Below are 20327 nucleotides of genomic sequence, written 5' to 3'. Positions count from 1 at the left end.
CCGTTCGGATACACCCGCAGACTACGCCGCCATCGCGGCCCCGTCGCTGCGCGGGTCGTGTGCGCCGGTAGCGAGGCCGTCGTCGGCGATGGCAATGACACCGGCCTGACCGGCGAGCGGACTGTGACGGGGCAACGGCGCCAGAAGGTGCCCGAGTTCAGTCAGCGCCTCGAAGACGGACTCCCCGGCGTCGCTCTCCAGCTTGAGGTTGTCCCGGCTGTCGGAGAACGTCCTGCCCAGCAGGAAGCGAGGATGCGATAGCGCCTCGTGCGGCGTCATCCCGTAGTCGATCAGTCGTGTGAGCAAGGCGCTCAGCGTCTGCGGCTGACCGTCTGCACCCTGCGTCCCGTAGAGCAACCGTGCCCGGCCGTGCTTGAGGTACATGCCGGGATTGAGCGTGTGGAACGGCCGCTTGCCGGGCATCAGGGCATTGGGGTGAGCGCTGCCGGAGGGCCGGAATGCGGCCCCGCGGTTGTGCCACAGCACACCGGTATCTCCGGCCATCACACCGCTGCCCCAGTCGAAATAGATCGTCTGCAACACGCTGACGGCGCGACCGGCTGCATCCGTCGCGGCGAAGTACACGGTATCGCCTTCGCGAAACCGATGGGGCCATTCGAGTGCCTTGTGATCGTCGATGCGCGAGGCCGCTGCACGAAGATGTTCGTCCGACAACATCGTCGTGAGTGGCACGTCCACGAATGCCGGATCGGCGACGTATCGGTCGCGATCGAGGAACGCCTGTTTCACCGCCTCGACCAGACGGTGGTAGTACGTCGCGCTGCCATGCGGGCAGTCCTTCAGGCCAAGACGCGCGACGATCCCCATGATCTGGAGTGTCGTCACGCCTTGTGTGGGCGGGGGCAGTGTCGCCAGCGCACCGTCGCCATAGGGCATCATGAGTGCGGGCGAGACGTGCACGCGTGTGGCGGCGAGGTCTTCTCGCGTGAGTGGTGAGCCTGCCGACTGCAAGCCGTCGGCCAGACGCGCGGCCAGCTCACCTTCGTAGAATTCTCGTGGCCCGCTGTCGGCGAGTTGTCGTAATGTCGACGCCAACGCTGGCTGCCGAAACCGTTGCCCGGCGGCCGGTGCGCGACCGTCTGGCAGGAATGTCGGCGCGAAGCCATGCCATGTCGACGCGTCGCGCATCTCGTCGGCACGATACGTGTACCAGAAGTCCTGCGAGCGACTGGTGGGGAAGCCGTCTTCGGCTGCTGCAATGGCAGGTGCAAGCAGGGCGGCCCATGTCAACGTGCCGCCCCATTGTTCGCGGCTCACCCGGTAAGCGGCCTCCCATGCAGCGACCGTGGCTGCCGTCGTCAATGTGGAAGCCGGCCCGCGCACGGGGATCGCATCGCCCCGACACAAGGCCGGTGGCAGATGTCGTGCCGCTTGCCCGATACCGGAGATGGCGAGCGGTGCTGCGGCGTCTGACGTGCCGTCGGCGACCAGCCAGAAGCCGTCGCCACCCAGCCCGGTGAAATGCGGCATCGTCACGCACAGCATCGCCGCAATGGCGATCGCGGCTTCGATGGCGTTGCCGCCTTGTTGCAGCACGTCGCGACCGGCGGCGCTGGCCAGCGTTTGCGGACTCGTCACCAGTCCGGCGCGCCCGCTCGCGGATCCCGTCGATGCCGTCAACCCGATGGGGACTTCGTCGCGCGCTGTCATGCCGCCGCTCCTGCCATGCCTGAGACGTCTGCTTCGTGCCCGCCGCCAAGATACGCTGCTGCGAGACGCGCATCGCCCGCCAGCTCGCTCGCCGGGCCGCCCACCGTCACACGCCCCTCTTCGAGCACGTATCCCCGGTCGGCAATCGACAGGGCCATGGTAGCCATCTGATCGACGAGCAGCATCGACAGCGATTCGCGTCGCAAGGCGTCGAGCGACGCGAACAACTCGGCGATGACCTTCGGGGCGAGGCCGAGCGAGGGTTCGTCGAGCAGCAGCACGCGAGGCGACGACATCAACGCCCGGGCAATCGCCAACATTTGTTGCTCGCCGCCGGAGAGCAGCCCTGCCCGCTGGTGCTGACGTTCTCGAAGACGCGGATAGCGCGAGAACATCTGTTCGATGCGGGCGTCGAGCGCCGCGCGTGGCAGACGCCCGCACGGAAATGCGCCGAGCCGCAGGTTATCGAGCACGGTAAGCTCCGGGAAGACCTGACGTCCCTCAGGCACGAGCACGACCCCCAATGCGGCGATCTTCGCAGCCTCCAGACGCGACAGGTCGCGCCCGTTGAACGTGATGCCGCCGCTCACCGGGCGATGCAGTCCGGCCAGCGCCCGCATGAGGGTCGACTTGCCCGCGCCGTTGGCGCCGAGCAGCGCGACGAGTTCACCGTCACGCACCTGAATCGAGACGTCGTGCAGTACCGGCGCTGCGCCATAGCCCGCCGTCAGTTTGCCAACGCCGAGGACTTCGGGCGAGGTCGATGCACTTCGTTCGATCGGCTCGTCCGGTGTGTCGGTCTGCGCTGCGTCCGCCACCGGTGTCGCGGCGGCACCGAGATACGCCTGCCGCACGCGCTCGTCGTGACGAATCGCCGTCGGCGTGCCTTGCGCGAGGAAGCGCCCCGCGTCGATCACGACGATCCCGTCCGACACGCCCATCACCAGCGACATATCGTGTTCGACGAGACCGACGGCCACGCCGCTCTCCGCGATTTGCCGCAGCAATCTGCCCAGTTGCGCCTTGTCCTGCGTCGACAGCCCGGCGGCGGGTTCATCGAGCAGCAACACACTCGGGCGCGTTGCCAGCGCCCGTGCGATCTCCACGAGACGTCGGTCGACGTGCGCGAGATCGGCGGCCATCAGATCGACGTCGCCGTGATAGCCGCACGCCCGCAGCAGCGCTCGTGCCTCGTCGCGGTGCGCCTTGCCCTGCATGCGCGCGACGCCGAGCAACCCGCCAAGCCGCCCTGCGCTCAACGCCAGCGTCACGTTATCGAGCACGCTCATGCCGCCGAACAGTTGCGACGTCTGATACGTGCGCGCTACGCCGTGCCGTGCGCTGTCGCAGGCGCCCTTGGCCGGGAGATCGTCTGTGCCCAGCGCGCGGGTGCCCGACAGCGGCCGATAGAAGCCCGAGAGCATATTGAGGACGGTCGACTTGCCGGCCCCGTTCGGGCCGATCAGGCTTGTCACCTGTGCGGGCGGCAGTTCGAAGGAGAGATCGGCAACGGCTTTCACGCCACCGAACGTCATCGCCAGACCATGCGCGGCAAGGCCTTTGCGTTGTGACGTTGCCAGCACCGGCAAGGTCAATGCCGACGTCACGCCGACATCCCTGTCGTCCGACGGGCCACCGCGCCGCGACGTCCACCATTTCCCGAGCACACCGATCACGCCATTGGGCGCCCCCCACAACACGACCAGCAGCAATACGCCGAAACACAGCAGACGCAGGTTCTCCAGGCTCGCGAGAAATTCGGGCAGCAGTCCGACGATCACCGCGCCGACGACCGGCCCGGCAATCGTGCCCGCGCCACCGATCATCACGACGAGGACGAACAGGATCGATTGCAGGAAGGAGAACATGCCCGGCGTGACCATGCCCTGCAACGGCGCGAAGAGACCGCCTGCGAGACCCGCCAGTGCGGCGGAGAACGCGAACGCTACCGCCTTCACGACCAGGGGATTGACCCCGATCGAGGCCGCTGCCGTTTCGCTGTCGCGCACGGCGCGCATGGCGGCCCCCCAGGCACCACGAGACACGCGTGCGTAGACCAGCAACGCCACCGCAAGCACCGCCAGCGCGGCGACGGCGACGACACGTTCGCTGCCTGCGATACCGAAGATGCCCGGCGGCATCACGCCCATCAACCCGTTCTGACCGCCCGTCAGACCGCGCCACTCGACCGCGCCGTGCTCCACGATGAACCCGAAGGCGATCGTCACCATGGCCAGTCCCGGCCCGCGCACACGCAGCGCGGGGAGCGCCAGCAGACCGCCGGTGAGTGCCGCGATCACACCCCCCGCGAGCCATGCCGGCCAGAACGGCCAGCCCGCCTGCGTGGTCAGAGTCGCCACCGCATAGGCGCCGATGGCATAGAACCCGACGTGGCCGAACGACACCTGCCCCGTGAGTCCGAGTAACAGATTCAGACCGACGCCGCAGATGGCGAGCAGGGCGACGCCGGCGATCACCACGACGAAGTAACCGTTCACCACGCAGGCGGCACCGGCCATCGCCAGCAGCGCGACAGCGAGTGCGGCGCCGAGGGCCAGACCGTCGCGAGCGTCGCGCGACGACCGGCGCCCCGTCGTTGCCGACACCGGCGAGGATTGCGATGCCAGCCGCAAAGAAGAATCGCTCATACCTTACGCACCTCCGCGCGACCGAACATGCCGTCGGGACGCATCGCCAGCAACACGATGACCAGACCGAACGTGATGATTTGCGTGTAGCTCGACCCGAGCGTTGCCGTGATCATCGCTTCTGTCACGCCGAACAGCAGACCGGCGATCATCACCCCCCAGGCGCTCGACAATCCGCCGAGAATCGCCACTGCAAATGCCTTGAGACCGAAGACCGTGCCCATATCGGCCTGCACGTTGAAGAGCGGCGCGATCAGCACACCGGCGATACCGGCGAGCAACGTCGAGACGGCGAACGCGCCCGCGATCGTGCGCTGGATGGGAATGCCCATGAGCCGAGCGGCGTCGCGGTTCTGCACCACGGCGAGCATGGCGACACCCCAGCGCGAGCGGCGCAACACGTAATGCAGCGATGCCGCGAGCGCCAGACCGACCACCGGGATCAGTAATTGCAGCGGATAGACGCCGAGACCGGCATCGCCGATGTGCAGCGAGCTTTGCGCGAGCGGCGAGGGCAGGCTGCGCGGTTCCGTCCCGAACGTCAGCATGACCACGTTATCGAGCACGATGCCCAGCGCCACCGTCGCCATGAGCCACGCGCTCGATCCGCGCCGCACGAACGGCTGAACGGCAAGCCGTTCGACCACCAGTCCGTAGACGGCGCAAAGCGCCAGCGCCGCAACGATGGCCAGCGGCATCGGCCACCCGAGCGTCTGCGCGAACGTGTAGGCGAGCACGGCGCCCAGCATCATCGAGCTGCCTTGCGCGAAATTGACCGTTGCGCTCACCGCGAACGTCAGATGAAAGCCGAGCGCCATGAGGCCGTACATACTGCCGAGCCCAAGGCCGGCGACGAGCGCCGAGATCCATTGCATGAGATGTCCTCCGGGACGCCACACCGTGGCGCCCGTTCATTGCCGGTGTCGTGTGACGAATTCGTCCGGTCGATGTGTTTTGCTGATGCCCTGCTTACTTCGCGGCGACCTTCGCGCCCGTCGGTGCCACCGGCACGATACGGTTGTCAATGAACTGCGCCCACACGTAGTCCTGCGCGGACAGGGCGTCGTGCTGCTGCTCGCTGAAGGGCTTCACGTACGTCTTGATGAGACCTTCGTAGCGGTCGATCTTGTAGAAGCCGGTGCGAATGGCGTCGCCATTGGTCGAGCCTGCGCGATCGATGGCCAGGGCCGTGAGACGCATGGCGTCGTACGCGTTGGCGACACCGACGGCCGGCGTGATGTCGTCCGGTCCCTTGATGTCCGAATACTTGGCCTTGAGCGCAGCGACGACACGCGTGCTGACTGGCGACGTCGCGCCGAAGAAGCTATACGTCTGCACGAAATGCACGGTCTTCGCGTTCGGGCCGGCCAGTTCGGTGAAGCGTCCGCCCGCCGGACCCCAGTGCGAGACGATGGGCACCTTCCAGCCCATGCGGTCGAGCGACTTCACGACCTGTGCCGACGGCCCGACGTTGCCCACCATCAGCAGGGTGTCGGCCCCGGCGGCCTTCAGGCGCCCAAGTTGCGGCGTGACGTCCACGTCGGTCGCCTCGAATTTCTCGACGGCGGCCGGTTTCATGCCCTTCGCCGCCAGTGCCGCGACGATGCCTTTCTCGTTCGACTCCCCCCAAGGGTTGTTCACGAGAATCAGGCCGAGCTTCTTCGCGCCGAAGTTCTGCTGCGCGTAGTTCACCATGGCGCCGTCGACGATTTCATCGACAGCCGACACGCGAAACACATAGTTCGGATTGGCGCCGTTGTGGGTGATCGGCGTGCCGGCGGCCCACGGCCCCATGAACGGGACTTTCTCCTGATTGGCGATAGGCACGATGGCCATGGAGACCGGCGTATCCAGACCGCCGAAGAGCACGGCCACCTTGTCCTTGTAGATGAGTTCGCGCGCGGCGAGCACGCCCTTGGCGGGGTTGCCTTCGTCGTCGCGACGCACCAGTTCGAGCTTGCGTCCGCCGAGCACGCCGCCGCTCGCATTGATTTCGTCGATGGCGATGGTCATGCCGCGCGTCAGGGCTTCACCGGCGCGTGCCGATTGCCCGGAGAGCGCCGTGACGAGACCGATCTTGATGGTGTCTGCGGCGTAGCCCGCTGCGCTCACGAACATGCCCGCAGCCGCCAGTGCGACGGCGCCGACACGAAGCCAGCGACGGCGCGAGGGGGTGGAGGGGGCGGATGAGGTGGTGGCGCAGACGGCGTTGTGACGGGCAGAGGCAAGCATGAGCAATCTCCGTAATGACATGTGACATGTCAGAGCGACACGTCGGATGCGAAGGGAAGGGATGGTCGGGCATCCCGGCAACGGGCACGACCCGCTATGTCCCCGCCGTACGCAAGAGGCATGCCACCTCGTCGACATTTCGAATGAATGGCGTCACACGATATGCACGCCAAGGTGTTGACGATCTGGCATCGAAATTGCGAACGATCTGGTATGACGTTCGTTGACGATGCGTTTTGCGCCAACTCGGAACGCGCCCGCACTGTGGCGGTGCGCGAATGTTTCAAGACGACACACGATGACTCTGACCCTGCCGCTTTCATCACCTGACGATTTCGCGACCACCGACGTACATGACGTGCACGATGTGCCCGACGTTCGCTTCGGCGCATTGCGTTCGCACGATCGCTTCGACTATCTGCCGATCACGGCGCGCGATACGTATCGCTGGCCCAACGGCGCGCGACTCGCCGTCTATCTCGGCTTCAATCTGGAGCACTTCGCGTTCGGGGAAGGGCTGGGCGCGAATCTCGGCCCGGTCTCGCCGCAGCCCGACGTGCTCAACTACAGCTGGCGCGAGTACGGCAACCGGGTCGGCGCATGGCGATGCCTCGATCTGTTCGGTGATCTCGCGATGCGCGCGGGTGTCGTGCTCAACACGGCGCTGCTCGATCACTGTCCCGAACTCGTGCATGCCTGCGTGGCGCGCGGCGATGAGCTGATTGGTCACGGTCACACCAACGCGCATCGGCAAAGCGATTTCGAGTGCGCGCACGAGCGGGAGCTGCTGGCACATTGCCGATCGCGATTGACGGAAGCGACGGGCTACACGCCGTCGGGGTGGCTTTCGCCATGGATCTCGGAGACGCACCACACGCCGGACCTGCTGGTGCGCACCGGCTATGGCTATACGCTGAACTGGTGTCACGACGACCGTCCGGTGCGCATGCGTACGGCGCACGGGACCCTGTGGTCGGTGCCCTATCCGCAGGAGGTGAACGATATTCCGATGATCATCGGCCGTCAGATGGACGGCGCAGCGTTTGCCGACATGATCGCGGACAATTTCGACGAGATGTACGCTCAGGCGGAGCATCCGACGCGAGGCCAGCCGCTGGTCATGGGCATTGCGCTGCACCCGTATCTGGTCGGGCAGCCTTACCGCCTGCGGCATCTGCGACGCGTGCTCACGCCCATCGCGCAGGCTGCGCAGCGCGGCGAGATCTGGGTGGCGACGCCGGGCGACATCGCCGCGCACGTGGCGTCCGTCAGTGTCGCCGAGCCAGATGCCGTCATGGGGTGAGCCAGCGTGACACTCAAATCCTATTGCCCGGCGTGTCCCGACTGTGGAAAGTTGTCTCTACTTCCTTTAGTGCCCTCAGTGCCTTCATCGTCCTTGCCCACTACGCCCGTCATGCCAGCAGACAAGCCTGTTTCCCGTGCGCGCCGCCCAGCGGCCCCCACTGCCCCTACTGCCACCACTGCCACTACGGTCCACGACGGTGACACCGAAACCCGTCTTCTCTCGTTGCACCTGCCGGTCGCGAACGATGAGGCGATGAGCGCCGAGACGCGCATCGAGACGCACATCTACCGCACCATCGTCGACGGCGTGCTCGCGCATCGCCTCACGCCCGGCACGAAGCTGCCCGAGCCGGAGCTTTGCCAGCTGTTCGACGTCGGACGCGCGGTGGTGCGGCGGGTGCTGGAGCGTCTGGCGCACGACGGCATTGTCACGCTCAGGCCGAACAAGGGCGCTGTGATCGCCGAGCCGACGCCGGAGGAAACACGAGAGATTTTCGAAGCGCGGCGTGCGCTGGAGCGTTCGCTGGTTGAACTGGCAGTCTCGCGGGTGACCGACGACGATCTCGCCATGCTGCGCCGTCAGCTCGACGCCGAGCACGAAGCCATGCACCGTTTCGATCAGCCGTCGTGGGCGCGTCTGGCGAGCGATTTTCACCTGCGTGTGGCGGCGCTTGCGGGCAATGCCGTGTTGCTGCGTTATCTCACCGAGCTGATCTCGCGGTGCTCGCTGATCGTGGGGTTATACGAGCCGCCCGGTTACGCGCCCTGCGAGCACGACGAACACACCGCCATCGTGGCGTGCATCGAGCAGCGCGATGCCCCCGGCGCCATTGCCCGGATGCAGTCGCATCTCGAAGAGCTAGAGCGTCGTATAGAGACGACCCGGATGCGCGGGCAGAAGAGCCTGGCGTCGTTGCTCGGCTTGCCGGAGGTCGCGGCAGCGCAGGACACGATGTCGCCTCCTTCCCCTTCGTCGTCCCCTTCATCGTCCCCGTCCGCGCCCCCGGTCAAACGCGCTGGCCGCAAGCGTGCCTGAGGAGATCGCATGGAAATCGACTTCCGCGAAATCACGGCGTACCAGCGTTACAAACTGATGGCGAGCCTGATCGTGCCGCGTCCGATTGCGCTCGTCACCACGATCAACGACGGGGGCACCGTCAACGCCGCACCGTTTTCGATGTTCAACATGCTCGGCGAAGAACCGCCGATCGTGATGCTCTCGATCAACCGGCTCGACGACGACACGCTCAAGGACACGGCGACAAACATCCTGCGCGACCGGGAGTATGTCGTGCACCTGACGGACGAGGCGATGACCGCCCGCATGCACGCGTGCGGGGAGCGTCTGCCGCCGAGCGAGAGTGAACTGGCGCACGCGGGGCTCACGCCGGTACCGAGCAGTCTCGTCGCGCCGCCCCGCATCGCCGAGGCGCCGGTGGCGTTCGAATGCACGTTGTGGGAGACGCTGGAGACACCGAGCCGCCATATCTTCATTGGACGCGTCGAGCGTATGCACGCACGCGAAGAGCTGATCGACACGCAGACCTGGCGAGTGCGTTTGCAGAACTATTTCCCCGTGGGCCGCTTTGGCGCGAGCTTCTACGTCGATACCCGCAATCGCTTCTCGCTGGAACAGCAAGACGGTCAGCCCACGGCCACGACGGCGGTCGATGAGATGTAAGTGCCCCCAATGGTAATCACGCGGTAGGGGGCGCGGAGATCTCACGAAGACCGGCGCCCTCGTCATATAGACGCCATCTATCCGGCCATCGCGAATCTGTCGATTTGCCTCTCGCCGCGCAGGCTCATAGGATGAAGCCCACTTTCACAGTCGGGACGACATCGATGGAATCGGATATCCGGATGACCGGTCTTCGGACGCGCGCGGTCAATGTACCCCTGCAATACCCGGTGATTACGGCGGTCGGTGTGGTGGCGACGGCGCCATTGGTGCTGATCGATCTGGAGACGGACAGCGGTGTCGTCGGTCACGCCTATGTGTTCACCTACACGCCGTTGGCGCTCAAGGCGACGCAGGCCATGATCGATGCGCTGGCTCCGCTCGTGGCCGGGCAGCCGCTGTCGCCCCACACCATCGAACAACTGCTGCAAGCGCGTTTCCGGCTGGTCGGCAACACGGGCCTGATCCGGATGGCCAGCGCGGGACTCGACATGGCGATCTGGGACGCCTACGCAAAGACACTGAACGCCCCGCTGGTCGAAGTGCTCGGCGGCCGCGCGCGCCCGATTCCGGCGTACGACAGTCACAGCATGGACGGCGTGGACCTCGCGGTGCGTCGCGCGCACGACGCGAGCGACGCCGGCTATCGCGCGATCAAGACCAAAATCGGATACGCCAGTCTGGCGCAGGATCTGGACGTCATCCGCGCCATTCGTCACGCGGTCGGCGACCACGTGGAGATTCTGGTCGACTACAACCAGGGACTGAGCGTGCCCGAAGCGATACAGCGTTCCCGGGCGCTCGCGTCCGAAGGGCTCGGCTGGATCGAGGAGCCGACGCTACAGCACGACTACGACGGTCATCGCAAGATTCGCGAAGCGATTGCCACGCCGGTGCAGATGGGCGAGAACTGGTTCGGTGTCGAGGAGATGTCGCTCGCACTCAAGGCGCAGGCGTGCGATCTGTGCATGCCGGATTTAATGAAGATCGGCGGGGTAAGCGGCTGGCTGCGTGCACGCACGCTGGCCGAGTGTCACGGTCTGCCGATGTCGAGCCATATCTTCCAGGAGTTCAGCGCGCATCTGCTGGCGGTTACGCCAACGTGTCACTGGCTCGAACGCATGGATCTGGCGGGGCCGGTCGTGGACTCGTCGCTGACGTTCCGCGACGGTCATGCTCACATCGGCGACAGGCCCGGCGCGGGCTTCGTCTGGAAGGAAGACGCGGTCGAGAGGTACAGCGTCTGACGCTCAGGTGATGGGCCTCAGCGGGGCCGCCGACCGTCGCGGACGGCCGTCGTGACGGGGCGTCATGACTGGATGTTGCGACCATCCCGCGAAGGCCGTCGAGGTCAGATGCGCGAGAGGGCGTCGTCGACGAGATCGCGCATCCAGGCATGCGCCGGGTTGTCATCCTGAAATTCGTGCCAGTACATGCCGACTTCGAACGGTTCGATCTCGATGGGTAGCGGCACGGAGCGCAGCGGTGCGAGCTGTTCGAAATACTGTCCCACGCGCGACGGCACCGTCGCCATCAGATCGCTCGACGCGAGCAACTGCGGCAGGATCGTGAAATGCAGGATCTGCATGACGATACGGCGGCTCACGCTGTGCTGGCGAAGCGCATGCTCGACCAGCGAATGCCCCGAGAACGGTGAGGTCACCATGACGTGGCGCGCTTCGACGAAGCGCGTGAGACTGAGCTTCGGCCGCGCCGCCGGATGTCCCTTGCGCAGCAGGCATTCGTAATGCTCGCGAAACAGCCCCTTGCGCCGGATGCCCTCGCCGGCGAGCTGCATGTTGCCGATCACCAGATCCACCTTGCCGGCCGCGAGCCATTTGGCCGCCTCGTCGATCGTCGCCTGCACGATCTCGATTTCAACCTGCGGCGCTGCCGACGCGACGCGCGCATAAATCGGCGGCAGAAAAATCAATTCGCCGATGTCGCTCATCGCCAGCCGAAAGCGTCGGGTGGAGGTCTGCGCGTCGAACTGTTGCGGTGCTTCGATCGCACTGGCGATGGTGACCAGCGCACTCGAGAATTTTCGATACGTGGCTTCGCCGACCGCTGTGGGCACCATCTTGTCGGCCGTACGAATGAACAGCGGATCGTGCAGGGCTTCGCGTAACTTCGCCAGTCCGTAACTGACCGTCGGCTGCGTCACGAACATTCGGGAGGCGGCTGCCGTCACGCTTCCCGTCTCGTAAATACTAACGAAAACCCTAATCAAATTCAGATCCAGCCGGGTCGTTCCTGTCGAAGCGCGCGTCATTTGGTCGTATAGATGGCATCGATTTTTGCAAATCATATTATCGATTTGATTTGTGCGTCGAGCGATTTCTATACTCGCCTCACAAAACAGAACAACCTGGAGACAACATGCCCCGCTTGACGACTTTCACGTCGCGCGTTGCTGCGACCGTGGTTCCCTTTCTCGCCTTTTCCCTGGCACCCCCCAGCCACGCTGCCGATCCGATTCGCATCGGTGCTGTGGTCTCGGCAACCGGCGCCGCGTCGTTTCTCGGCGATCCCGAGCAGAAGACGCTGAATCAGTACGTGGATAAGATCAATGCCGCGGGTGGCATTCTCGGTCGTCAAGTTGTCCTAACGGTTTATGACGATGGCAGCGACGCCAACACGGCGAATGCCATGGCGAAGCGACTGATCCTGCAGGACAAGGTCGATCTGATTCTCGGTGCGTCCACCACGGGCTCGACGATGGCGATGGCGCCGCTTTCGAGCGCCAACAAGGTGCCGACGGTCTCGCTGGCGGCCGCGACGGTCATCGTCGATCCGGTCAAGCCTTACGTCTTCAAAGTCCCGCACTCGGACACGATGGCGGCAGAGAAAGTGCTCGAAGACATGAAGCAGCACGGCATCACGCGCGTCGCACTGCTCTCCGACACGGGCGGCTTCGGGAAGTCGGGTCGCAACGAAACCATCAAGGCGGCCAAGCGGCTCGGACTGACCATCGTCGAAGACCAGAGCTACGGGGAGCGCGATGCGGACATGACGCCGCAACTCACCAAGGCGCGCGCCGCCAATCCGCAAGCGGTGTTTGTCTTCGGGACCGGTCAGGCTCCGGCGATCATTGCCAAGAACTTCCATCAGCTCGGTCTGAGCGTGCCGCTTTACATGTCGCACGGGCAGGCATCGGCGGAGTTCATCCGTATTGCCGGCGCAGCCGCCGAAGGGGTGCGCATGCCGTCGCCCGCACTGCTGATCGCCGAGCAACTCTCGACGAACGATCCGCAACGGCAGGTCAGCCTCGAATACAAGCTCGCCTACGAGACGAAGTACAAGCAGGACGTCTCCACGTTCGGCGGCTACGCCTATGACGGATTGATGATGGCGGCCGATGCGATCAAGCGTGCCGGCTCGACCGACAAGGCGAAGGTACGCGACGCCCTTGAGCAGACGAAAAACTTCGTCGGCGTGAGCGGCGTGTACACCATGTCGCCGACGGACCATATGGGCCTGAACAGCAGCGCGTTCCGGATGGTCGAGATTCGCGGCGGCCGCTTCGTCGCGGCCAGGTAAGCCGTCTCCAATCTCGCGCGAGGCGCTGCCCGGTGGCGCTGCGCTTCGCGTTCGTCGTGAGGAATGCGTCATGCACGACTTTCTGCAATTCGTGATGGCCGGTGTGACCGTGGGCGCGATCTATGCGCTCGTGGCCCTCGGCTTCACGATCGTCTACAACGCCAGTGGCGTCATCAACTTCGCACAGGGCGATTTCGTCATGCTCGGCGGCATGGTGACGGTGGCGTTGATCCAGCTTCAGGTACATCCGCTGCTCGCTGCGGGCATTGCCATCGTCGCCACGACCTGTGTCGCCGGTGCGCTCGAACGTTTCGGCATTGCGCCGGCGGGCCGCGCCGATCCGCTCACGCTGATCATCATCACCATCGGGGCGTCGCTCTTCATTCAAGGCGGCACGCAACTGTTGCTCGGCAAGAACCAGCACACGTTGCCGTCGTTCTCCGGCGACACGCCGCTGGAGTTCGCCGGGGCGAGACTGCTGCCGCAGAGCCTGTGGATCATCGGTGTCGCGGCCGTGCTGATGGTGCTCGTCGCGCTGTTCTTCAAAAAGACGCTGATCGGTCGTGCGATCCGGGCCGTGGCGATGAACCGCTCTGCCGCGCAACTCGTGGGCATTCCGGCGCATGTGGTGACGCTGCTGTCGTTCGGGCTGGCGGGACTGCTCGGCGCGATCGCCGGCATCACCGCCGCACCGATCACGACGACCGTGTACGACCTCGGCCTGATGCTCGGGATGAAGGGGTTCGTTGCGGCATCGCTCGGCGGACTGGGCAGCGGCGCGGGCGCTGTCGTCGGCGGCCTGCTGGTGGGGCTGCTCGAAGCGCTGATCGCGGGCTATGTGTCGTCTGCCTACAAGGATGCCGTGCCTTTCATCATGATCATCGGTGTCCTGCTGCTGATGCCGCGCGGCATCTTCGGCGGCCGACTGACGGAGCGCGTATGAAAAACCATCTGTTTGCCCGCTCCGTCTGGTTGGGCATCGTCGTACTCGCCGTATTGCCGTGGCTGTTGCCGAACGCGTTCATGCTGGACGTGGCGATTCGCATTCTGTTCGCGGGCATGATCGCCGTGGGACTGAATCTGCTCATGGGCTTCGCCGGTCAGATCAGCATCGGCCACGCAGCGTTTGTGGCGATGGGCGGCTACGCGAGCGGCATTCTCACCACCACCTACAACCTGCCGCCGTCAGCCGCGCTGGTGTGCGGTGCGGTGGGGACCGGCATCGTCGCGTGGATCATTGCGCGCCCGATGCTGCGACTGCGCGGCCATTCGCTCACCATGGCCACGCTCGGTCTGGGCATCATCGTCAATCTGGTGCTCATCAACGAGGGGGCGCTGACGGGCGGCCCGGACGGCATGGCGGTCGGGCCGTTCGGCATCGGTTCGCTGACGCTGGAAACGCCGATGGCGTGGTATGTCGCGGCGGCCGTGCTGCTCGTGATCGTCGTGGTGCTGTCGCTCAATCTGTACATCTCCCCGGCGGGCAGGGCCTTGCGGGCGCTGCACGGCACGGAGGTGGCGGCTCGGGTGATGGGCGTCGACGCCACGGCATTCAAGGCGCGGGTATTCGTCCTCTCGGCGGTGATCGCCAGTCTCGCAGGGGGATTGCTCGCGCATTACACCGGCTTCATTACGCCGCAACTCGCGAGCTTCATGTCGTCCGTGCAACTGGCCACGATCGTGGTGGTGGGCGGTATGGCGTCGACGTTCGGTGTCGTGCTCGGCGCAGCACTCATCGTGTTGCTGCCTCAACTCTTCGGCGGGCTTCAGGAGTATGAGCTGATCCTCTTCGGTCTGGTGCTGATGGTCACGATGATCTTCCTGCCGCGCGGCATCGTCCCGACGCTGGCCAATCGCTTCATGCGCGGGAGGTCGTGATGCTACAGGTCGACCATCTGAGCATGCGTTTCGGCGGCGTGACTGCCATCGACGATCTGAGCTTCTCGGTGCAGGCCGGAGACATTCATGCCGTCATCGGGCCGAACGGCGCCGGCAAGACCACACTGTTCAACGTCATTACCGGTGTCTACACCCCGTCGAGCGGCCATGTGCGCATGGACGGCGGTGAGATCGGCGGCAAGGCACCCGAACAACTGGCCAGGCTCGGCATGAGCCGCACGTTCCAGAACCTTCAGGTCGCAATGAATCTGAGCGTGCTGGAGAACGTGATGCTGGGCGCGCATCTGCGCCTGAACCACGGCGTGCTGGCCGGCATGTTCTACGGACGGAAGCTCGCGCGTGCTGAAGCCGAAGCCCGCGATCATGCGCGCGAATGCCTGAAGTTCGCCGGAGTGAGCCAGTACGCCGATTCGCCCGCACAGGGCTTGCCGTTCGGTGCGCTCAAGCGTCTTGAAATCGCCCGGGCGCTCGCGGCCCGCCCGCGCCTGTTGCTGCTCGACGAGCCGGCTGCCGGGCTGAACCATACCGACACCGCACAGATCAGCGAGCTGATCCGGCGCGTTGCCGACGAAGGGGTGACGGTCATGCTCGTGGAGCACGACATGAACATGGTCATGGCGATTGCCAACCGGATTCTCGTGCTCGATTTCGGCAAGGTGCTCGCGCAAGGCAATGCACAGGAGATCCGCAGCAATCCGGCGGTCGTCGCGGCGTATCTGGGAGCCATGGCATGAACGTATCGAGAGTGGATACCCCAATGCAAGGCGTGGCGCGCACGGCCGAGCCGATGCACGTCGCGCTGCACACGCGCCCGACGAAGCCAGGCTCGCCCGACGGCGCAGCGGGCAGTCAGCCTCGTCCGGTGCTGGAGGTGAGCGGTCTGACGGCAGGATACGGACGCATTCAGGCGCTCTTCGGCGTGGACTTTTCCGTGACGTCGGGACAACTGGTCACGCTGGTCGGTGCCAACGGCGCGGGCAAGACGACGCTGCTTCGCACGTTGTCCGGCGTGGTGTCGGCGTCCGGGGGAGGCGTGCGTCTGTACGGCGAAGACATCTCGCGTCTGCGTGCCGACAAACGCGTCGCCCGGGGCATGGCGCACGTGCCGGAGGGACGACAGGTCTTCGCCGGTCTCACCGTCGAGGAGAACCTGATTCTGGGCGGCTACACCCTGGGTAGCGCCGACCGGGACGTGGAAATGGCGCGCGTGTACGACATCTTTCCGGCGCTGGTCGAAAAGCGTCAGGCACTGGCCGGCACGTTGTCCGGCGGGCAGCAGCAGATGCTGGCGATCGGGCGGGGGCTGATGTGCCGTCCCCGGCTGATGTTGCTCGACGAGCCGTCGATGGGGCTTTCACCCAAGCTCGTGCAGGAAGTGTTCGACGTCATCAAACGGTTGCGCGCGTCCGGCATCCCGATCCTCCTTGTCGAGCAGAACGCCCACGCGGCGCTCTCCATTGCCGACTACGGATACGTGATGGAACTGGGCCGGATCGTGGTGTCGGGCACCGGTAGCGAGTTGCTGGGCGACGAACGCGTCAAACAGGCTTATCTGGGGATGTAAACAAACGTTCCGCCGCACGCTCGCCCGATGGGGCAGTGATGCGGCGGGTTCAGAGGTTCGTGGGAGAGAGTATGGAACGGTCTTTCAAGCGAGAGGTGGAGAGTCTCTCGATGGGGGCGGGAGAAGTCTTTCACGGCGAAGGCATCCTCGCCGTCACCAAGGCGCTGCTGCAATCGGGCGTGAGCTATATCGGCGGCTATCAGGGCGCGCCCGTCTCGCATCTGATCGATGTGCTGGGCGACGCGCGTGAACTGCTCGATTCGCTAGGCATTCATTTCGAGAACAATGCGTCCGAAGCGGGGGCGGCGGCGATGCTCGGCGCCTCGATCCACTATCCCGTGCGCGGCGCCGTCACGTGGAAGTCGACGGTCGGGACCAACGTGGCGTCCGACGCGCTGTCCAATCTGGCGTCGGCCGGTGTCAAGGGCGGCGCGGTCGTCATCCTTGGCGAAGATTACGGCGAAGGGTCGAGCATCATTCAGGAACGCACGCATGCGTTCGCGATGAAGTCGCAATTGTGGCTGCTCGATCCGAGACCGAACCTGACGTCCATCGTCGACATGGTGGAGCAGGGCTTCGAGCTGTCGGAGGCGAGCAGCACGCCGGTGATGCTGCAACTGCGCATTCGCGCTTGCCATGTGCATGGCGCGTTCGTGAGCAAGGACAACCGCGCACCCGCGATCTCGCGCGATCATCTGATCGACGATGCGCAGGTCAGCTACGACAAGATCTGTCTGCCGCCGTCGACCTACGTCCACGAGAAGCAGAAGATCGAAGACCGCTGGCCCGCAGCCGTCGATTACATTCGTCGCGCAAAGCTCAACGAGACGTTTGCCGGTGCGCGGTGTCAGGACGTCGGCATCATCGTGCAGGGCGGCCTTTACAACGGCCTGATCCGCGCGATGCAACAGCTCGGACTCGCAGATGCCTTCGGCGAGCCGCACATTCCGATTCACGTGCTCAACGTGGTGTATCCGCTGGTTGCCGACGAAATCGAACAATTCTGCGAAGGCAAACAGTCGGTGCTGCTGGTCGAGGAAGGGCAACCGGCCTACATCGAAGACGCGATTCAGGCGATTCTGCGGCGCTCGGGCGCGATGACTGCCGTTCACGGCAAGGACATGCTGCCGGCCTATGGCGAATACACGGGCGAGGTGCTGGTCGATGGCGTTGCCCGGTTCATCGACGCGACGCGTCCGGCCGGCCTCGATGTCGCGGGCGTTGGCGACCTCGGCGCAGCGCTGGTGGCGCAGCGCACGCAAGGGGCGCAGGCGCTGGGCGCGGCGCCGGTGCCGAGCCGTCCGCCGGGCTTTTGCGTCGGTTGTCCGGAGCGGCCGGTATTCGCGGCGATGAAGCTGATGCAGGAGAAGGTCGGCGCGGTGCATGTGAGTGCGGACATCGGCTGTCACACGTTTGGCACGCTGCCGCCGTTCAACGTCGGCAGTACGGTGCTCGGCTATGGCCTTGGGCTGGCGAGTTCGTCCGGGGTCGCGCCCCTCATGCGCAACCGCGTGGTGAGCATCATGGGCGACGGCGGTTTCTGGCACAACGGGTTCACCTCGGGTGTCGTCAACGCGGTCCACAACGAGCAGGATTCGGTGCTCGTCATCATGAAGAACGGCTATACGTCGGCCACAGGTACGCAGGAGATTCCGTCCACCGTATCGAGCCAGGCAATTCCGAAGTCGCTGGACATCGAGAAGGCGCTGCGCGGTGTGGGCGTGGACTGGATCCGTACGGTGCCGAGCTATCAGGTCGGCGACATGGTGAAGACGCTGACGGACGCGGTGACGACGCAGGCCCCCGGTTTGAAGGTCGTGATTGCGGATGGCGAATGCCAGTTGGAGCGTCAGCGTCGCATCAAGCCGCAACAGGCCGCGCGGCTCAAGGGCGGAAAGCGCGTGGTGCGCACCCGCTTCGGCATCGACGACGACGTGTGCACGGGCGATCACTCGTGCATACGGTTGTCCGGCTGCCCGTCGCTGACGATCAAGGACAACCCGAGCGCCTTGCGGACCGATCCCGTCGCGACCGTCAATCAGGGATGCGTGGGCTGCGGTCTTTGCGGTGAAGTCTCGCACGCGGCGATTCTTTGCCCGTCTTTCTACAAGGCCGAAGTGATTCAGAACCCGACGCGATGGGATCGTATTTCGGCCGGTTTCCGTAATTTCGTGATCGATCGCATGGCGGGCAGCGCCCGGAGGCAGGCATGGCAGTGAGCAAAACGCGTAGCGTCACCGTGCTGATCGCCGCACTGGGCGGTGAGGGCGGCGGCGTGTTGACCGACTGGCTGATCGAAGCGGCGAATCAGCACGACTTTCCGGTGCAGAGCACATCGATCCCCGGGGTCGCGCAACGCACGGGGGCCACGACCTACTACGTCGAAATTTTCCCGCAGCCTCGCAGCGAACTCGGCGGCAAGGAACCGATTCTGTCGCTCACGCCCAGCCCGGGCAGTGTGGACGCCGTGGTGGCGTCGGAGATCGTCGAAGCCGGGCGTGCGATCCAGCGCGGCTGGGTCACGCCGGGGCGCACCACGCTGGTCGCGTCGACCCATCGCGAGTATGCGGTGGTCGAAAAGACCGCCATGGGCGACGGTCGTTACGACACGCAACCGATCGTCGATGCCGCCACACAACTCGCGCGTACGGCGGTGTTCGGCGACTTGCGCGCCCTCGCGCTCGCCAACGGTACGGTCATCAATACGGTGATGTTCGGGGCGCTGGTCGGTGCGGGTGCGCTGCCGCTGTCGCGCGCCGCGTGCGAGGAAGCCATTCGTCGCACCGGCAAGGCCGTGCAGGCCAGTCTGGCCGGCTTCGCCGCCGGTTACGCCCTCGCGGTATCGGGCGGGCAACCAACGCTGAGCGCGAAGCCGGCGCAGCAGGGGGCCGCACCGGCGCGCGAGGGCAAGCTGTCCGCGCGGTTGGCTGCCTATCCCCAGGCGTTGCGCACCATTCTCTCGGCGGGCATCGATCAGGTCGGGGACTATCAGGACGCGCGTTACGTCGAGACCTATCTCGGCCGGGTCGACGAGATCGTCGCCCTTGAGCGCGATGCTGGCGGTGGTGCGGCGGGGTATCCCGTGTCGCTGGAGGCGGCGCGCTATCTCGCCTTGTGGATGAGCTACGAAGACGTGATCCGGGTGGCCGATCTGAAGACGCGGCGCGAACGCCTTCAGCGCGTGCGGGCGGAGGTCGGTGCAAAGCCGGACGAACCGGTGATGCTGGTCGAGTATCTCAAGCCCGGCATCGAGGAGCTGTGTTCGGTCCTGCCGAAGGGCATGGCGAGTCTCGTGCGCCGCTGGGGACAGCGTCGGGGCGCAGACGTCCACGTGGGCCTTCACGTGAAGACGACGAGCATTTCGGGGTTCGCGATGCTGGTTGCGTTGCGCAGCCTGCGACGCTGGCGACGGCATTCGGCACGTTTTCATGAAGAGCAGGCACTGATCGGCGAATGGCTGGCGGCGATTCGCGCAGCACTGCCGCGCTCGGCGGCGCTCGCGTACGAGCTGGCGCTGTGCGGCAATCTCGTCAAGGGCTACGGGCAGACGCATCTTCGCGGGCGAGCCAACTTGCGCAGCATTCTCGATGATGTGACGAAGCCCGGTACACGCACGAATGCCGAGCAGGTAACGCGGCTGCAGGCCGCACGGCGTGCCGCGCTGGCCGACCCCGAGAGCCGTACGCTGGCGAAGACGCTTGGGCTTCCCGCGCCCGAGATTCAGGCCCGGCCGATTCGCTTCTCGCCCAATCCCAAGCGGGCCTGATGCTGTTGCGCCACGGAGTCT

At 65.3% G+C, this 20327-nt stretch carries 16 protein-coding genes; 11 read left to right on the top strand and 5 right to left on the bottom strand.

What is annotated here, in order from left to right:
* Positions 1-21: 21 nt before the first annotated feature.
* The 4 genes from PCA20602_RS17115 to PCA20602_RS17100 form a co-directional block, all read right to left on the bottom strand.
* A complete protein-coding gene (locus tag PCA20602_RS17115) occupies positions 22-1671 on the bottom strand; it encodes a gamma-glutamyltransferase family protein (RefSeq protein ID WP_150722245.1) in 1650 nt (549 codons plus the stop codon).
* Entirely contained in the window at positions 1668-4190 is a 2523-nt protein-coding gene (locus PCA20602_RS17110; protein WP_425495681.1) for a branched-chain amino acid ABC transporter ATP-binding protein/permease, read from the bottom strand. The genes PCA20602_RS17115 and PCA20602_RS17110 overlap by 4 nt, the downstream gene beginning before the upstream one ends.
* 125 nt (positions 4191-4315) lie before the next feature.
* Positions 4316-5194 carry a branched-chain amino acid ABC transporter permease gene (locus tag PCA20602_RS17105; protein ID WP_069343713.1) on the bottom strand — a complete coding sequence of 293 codons (879 nt, stop codon included), beginning with the start codon at positions 5192-5194 and terminating at the stop codon, positions 4316-4318.
* A gap of 94 nt (positions 5195-5288) precedes the next feature.
* On the bottom strand, positions 5289-6437 hold the full coding sequence (locus PCA20602_RS17100) for an ABC transporter substrate-binding protein (protein ID WP_150722339.1): 1149 nt from the start codon (positions 6435-6437) through the stop codon (positions 5289-5291).
* A gap of 412 nt (positions 6438-6849) precedes the next feature.
* Here PCA20602_RS17100 and PCA20602_RS17095 point away from each other — a divergent pair, with 412 nt between their 5' ends.
* The 4 genes from PCA20602_RS17095 to PCA20602_RS17080 all read left to right on the top strand — a co-directional run bounded on the left by PCA20602_RS17095 (position 6850) and on the right by PCA20602_RS17080 (position 10784).
* On the top strand, positions 6850-7854 hold the full coding sequence (locus PCA20602_RS17095; RefSeq protein ID WP_246182209.1) for a polysaccharide deacetylase family protein: 1005 nt from the start codon (positions 6850-6852) through the stop codon (positions 7852-7854).
* Positions 7855-8109: 255 nt separating this feature from the next.
* Entirely contained in the window at positions 8110-8892 is a 783-nt protein-coding gene (locus PCA20602_RS17090; protein ID WP_150722243.1) for a GntR family transcriptional regulator, read from the top strand.
* 9 nt (positions 8893-8901) lie between these two features.
* Entirely contained in the window at positions 8902-9537 is a 636-nt protein-coding gene (locus tag PCA20602_RS17085) for a flavin reductase family protein (RefSeq protein ID WP_150722242.1), read from the top strand.
* A 182-nt stretch (positions 9538-9719) separates the two neighbouring features.
* Positions 9720-10784, top strand: a complete 1065-nt coding sequence (locus PCA20602_RS17080; protein ID WP_246182208.1) for an enolase C-terminal domain-like protein — start codon at positions 9720-9722, stop codon at positions 10782-10784.
* Between the two features lie 104 nt (positions 10785-10888).
* Here PCA20602_RS17080 and PCA20602_RS17075 read toward each other — a convergent pair whose 3' ends face one another.
* Positions 10889-11809: a LysR family transcriptional regulator gene (locus PCA20602_RS17075; RefSeq protein WP_277990493.1), complete on the bottom strand. Its 921-nt coding sequence runs from the start codon at positions 11807-11809 to the stop codon at positions 10889-10891.
* A 107-nt stretch (positions 11810-11916) separates the two neighbouring features.
* Here PCA20602_RS17075 and PCA20602_RS17070 point away from each other — a divergent pair, with 107 nt between their 5' ends.
* The 7 genes from PCA20602_RS17070 to PCA20602_RS17040 all read left to right on the top strand — a co-directional run bounded on the left by PCA20602_RS17070 (position 11917) and on the right by PCA20602_RS17040 (position 20306).
* A complete protein-coding gene (locus tag PCA20602_RS17070; protein WP_150722239.1) occupies positions 11917-13077 on the top strand; it encodes an ABC transporter substrate-binding protein in 1161 nt (386 codons plus the stop codon).
* Between the two features lie 70 nt (positions 13078-13147).
* A complete protein-coding gene (locus PCA20602_RS17065; protein ID WP_150722238.1) occupies positions 13148-14020 on the top strand; it encodes a branched-chain amino acid ABC transporter permease in 873 nt (290 codons plus the stop codon).
* Positions 14017-14955: a branched-chain amino acid ABC transporter permease gene (locus PCA20602_RS17060; RefSeq protein ID WP_150722237.1), complete on the top strand. Its 939-nt coding sequence runs from the start codon at positions 14017-14019 to the stop codon at positions 14953-14955. Before PCA20602_RS17065 ends, PCA20602_RS17060 begins: the two co-directional genes overlap by 4 nt.
* Complete coding sequence (locus PCA20602_RS17055) at positions 14955-15710, top strand: ABC transporter ATP-binding protein (RefSeq protein WP_150722236.1); 756 nt, start codon at positions 14955-14957, stop codon at positions 15708-15710. Before PCA20602_RS17060 ends, PCA20602_RS17055 begins: the two co-directional genes overlap by 1 nt.
* Positions 15711-15838: 128 nt before the next feature.
* Positions 15839-16540: an ABC transporter ATP-binding protein gene (locus PCA20602_RS17050; protein ID WP_217432459.1), complete on the top strand. Its 702-nt coding sequence runs from the start codon at positions 15839-15841 to the stop codon at positions 16538-16540.
* Positions 16541-16611: 71 nt separating this feature from the next.
* Positions 16612-18759 (top strand): thiamine pyrophosphate-dependent enzyme, encoded by a 2148-nt coding sequence (locus PCA20602_RS17045; protein ID WP_150722235.1) that lies wholly within the window; start codon positions 16612-16614, stop codon positions 18757-18759.
* Positions 18750-20306, top strand: coding sequence for an indolepyruvate oxidoreductase subunit beta family protein (locus PCA20602_RS17040; RefSeq protein ID WP_150722234.1), 1557 nt, complete (start codon positions 18750-18752; stop codon positions 20304-20306). The genes PCA20602_RS17045 and PCA20602_RS17040 overlap by 10 nt, the downstream gene beginning before the upstream one ends.
* Positions 20307-20327: the final 21 nt, after the last annotated feature.

Source organism: Pandoraea capi, from assembly GCF_902459735.1.
GTDB lineage: Bacteria > Pseudomonadota > Gammaproteobacteria > Burkholderiales > Burkholderiaceae > Pandoraea > Pandoraea capi.
The sequence above is the reverse complement of the archived record's forward strand: the minus strand, read 5'-3'. Positions and strand labels throughout refer to the sequence as shown.

What these genes read in the sequence shown, in the direction of transcription:
- PCA20602_RS17060 (WP_150722237.1), top strand. Translation starts at nt 14,017, where the DNA reads ATGAAAAACCATCTGTTTGCCCGCTCCGTCTGGTTGGGCATCGTCGTA.
- PCA20602_RS17105 (WP_069343713.1), bottom strand. Translation starts at nt 5,194, where the DNA reads ATGCAATGGATCTCGGCGCTCGTCGCCGGCCTTGGGCTCGGCAGTATG.
- PCA20602_RS17055 (WP_150722236.1), top strand. Translation starts at nt 14,955, where the DNA reads ATGCTACAGGTCGACCATCTGAGCATGCGTTTCGGCGGCGTGACTGCC.
- PCA20602_RS17080 (WP_246182208.1), top strand. Translation starts at nt 9,720, where the DNA reads ATGACCGGTCTTCGGACGCGCGCGGTCAATGTACCCCTGCAATACCCG.
- PCA20602_RS17045 (WP_150722235.1), top strand. Translation starts at nt 16,612, where the DNA reads ATGGAACGGTCTTTCAAGCGAGAGGTGGAGAGTCTCTCGATGGGGGCG.
- PCA20602_RS17110 (WP_425495681.1), bottom strand. Translation starts at nt 4,190, where the DNA reads ATGGCCGGTGCCGCCTGCGTGGTGAACGGTTACTTCGTCGTGGTGATC.
- PCA20602_RS17075 (WP_277990493.1), bottom strand. Translation starts at nt 11,809, where the DNA reads ATGACGCGCGCTTCGACAGGAACGACCCGGCTGGATCTGAATTTGATT.
- PCA20602_RS17115 (WP_150722245.1), bottom strand. Translation starts at nt 1,671, where the DNA reads ATGACAGCGCGCGACGAAGTCCCCATCGGGTTGACGGCATCGACGGGA.
- PCA20602_RS17090 (WP_150722243.1), top strand. Translation starts at nt 8,110, where the DNA reads ATGAGCGCCGAGACGCGCATCGAGACGCACATCTACCGCACCATCGTC.
- PCA20602_RS17040 (WP_150722234.1), top strand. Translation starts at nt 18,750, where the DNA reads ATGGCAGTGAGCAAAACGCGTAGCGTCACCGTGCTGATCGCCGCACTG.
- PCA20602_RS17100 (WP_150722339.1), bottom strand. Translation starts at nt 6,437, where the DNA reads ATGTTCGTGAGCGCAGCGGGCTACGCCGCAGACACCATCAAGATCGGT.
- PCA20602_RS17085 (WP_150722242.1), top strand. Translation starts at nt 8,902, where the DNA reads ATGGAAATCGACTTCCGCGAAATCACGGCGTACCAGCGTTACAAACTG.
- PCA20602_RS17065 (WP_150722238.1), top strand. Translation starts at nt 13,148, where the DNA reads ATGCACGACTTTCTGCAATTCGTGATGGCCGGTGTGACCGTGGGCGCG.
- PCA20602_RS17070 (WP_150722239.1), top strand. Translation starts at nt 11,917, where the DNA reads ATGCCCCGCTTGACGACTTTCACGTCGCGCGTTGCTGCGACCGTGGTT.
- PCA20602_RS17095 (WP_246182209.1), top strand. Translation starts at nt 6,850, where the DNA reads ATGACTCTGACCCTGCCGCTTTCATCACCTGACGATTTCGCGACCACC.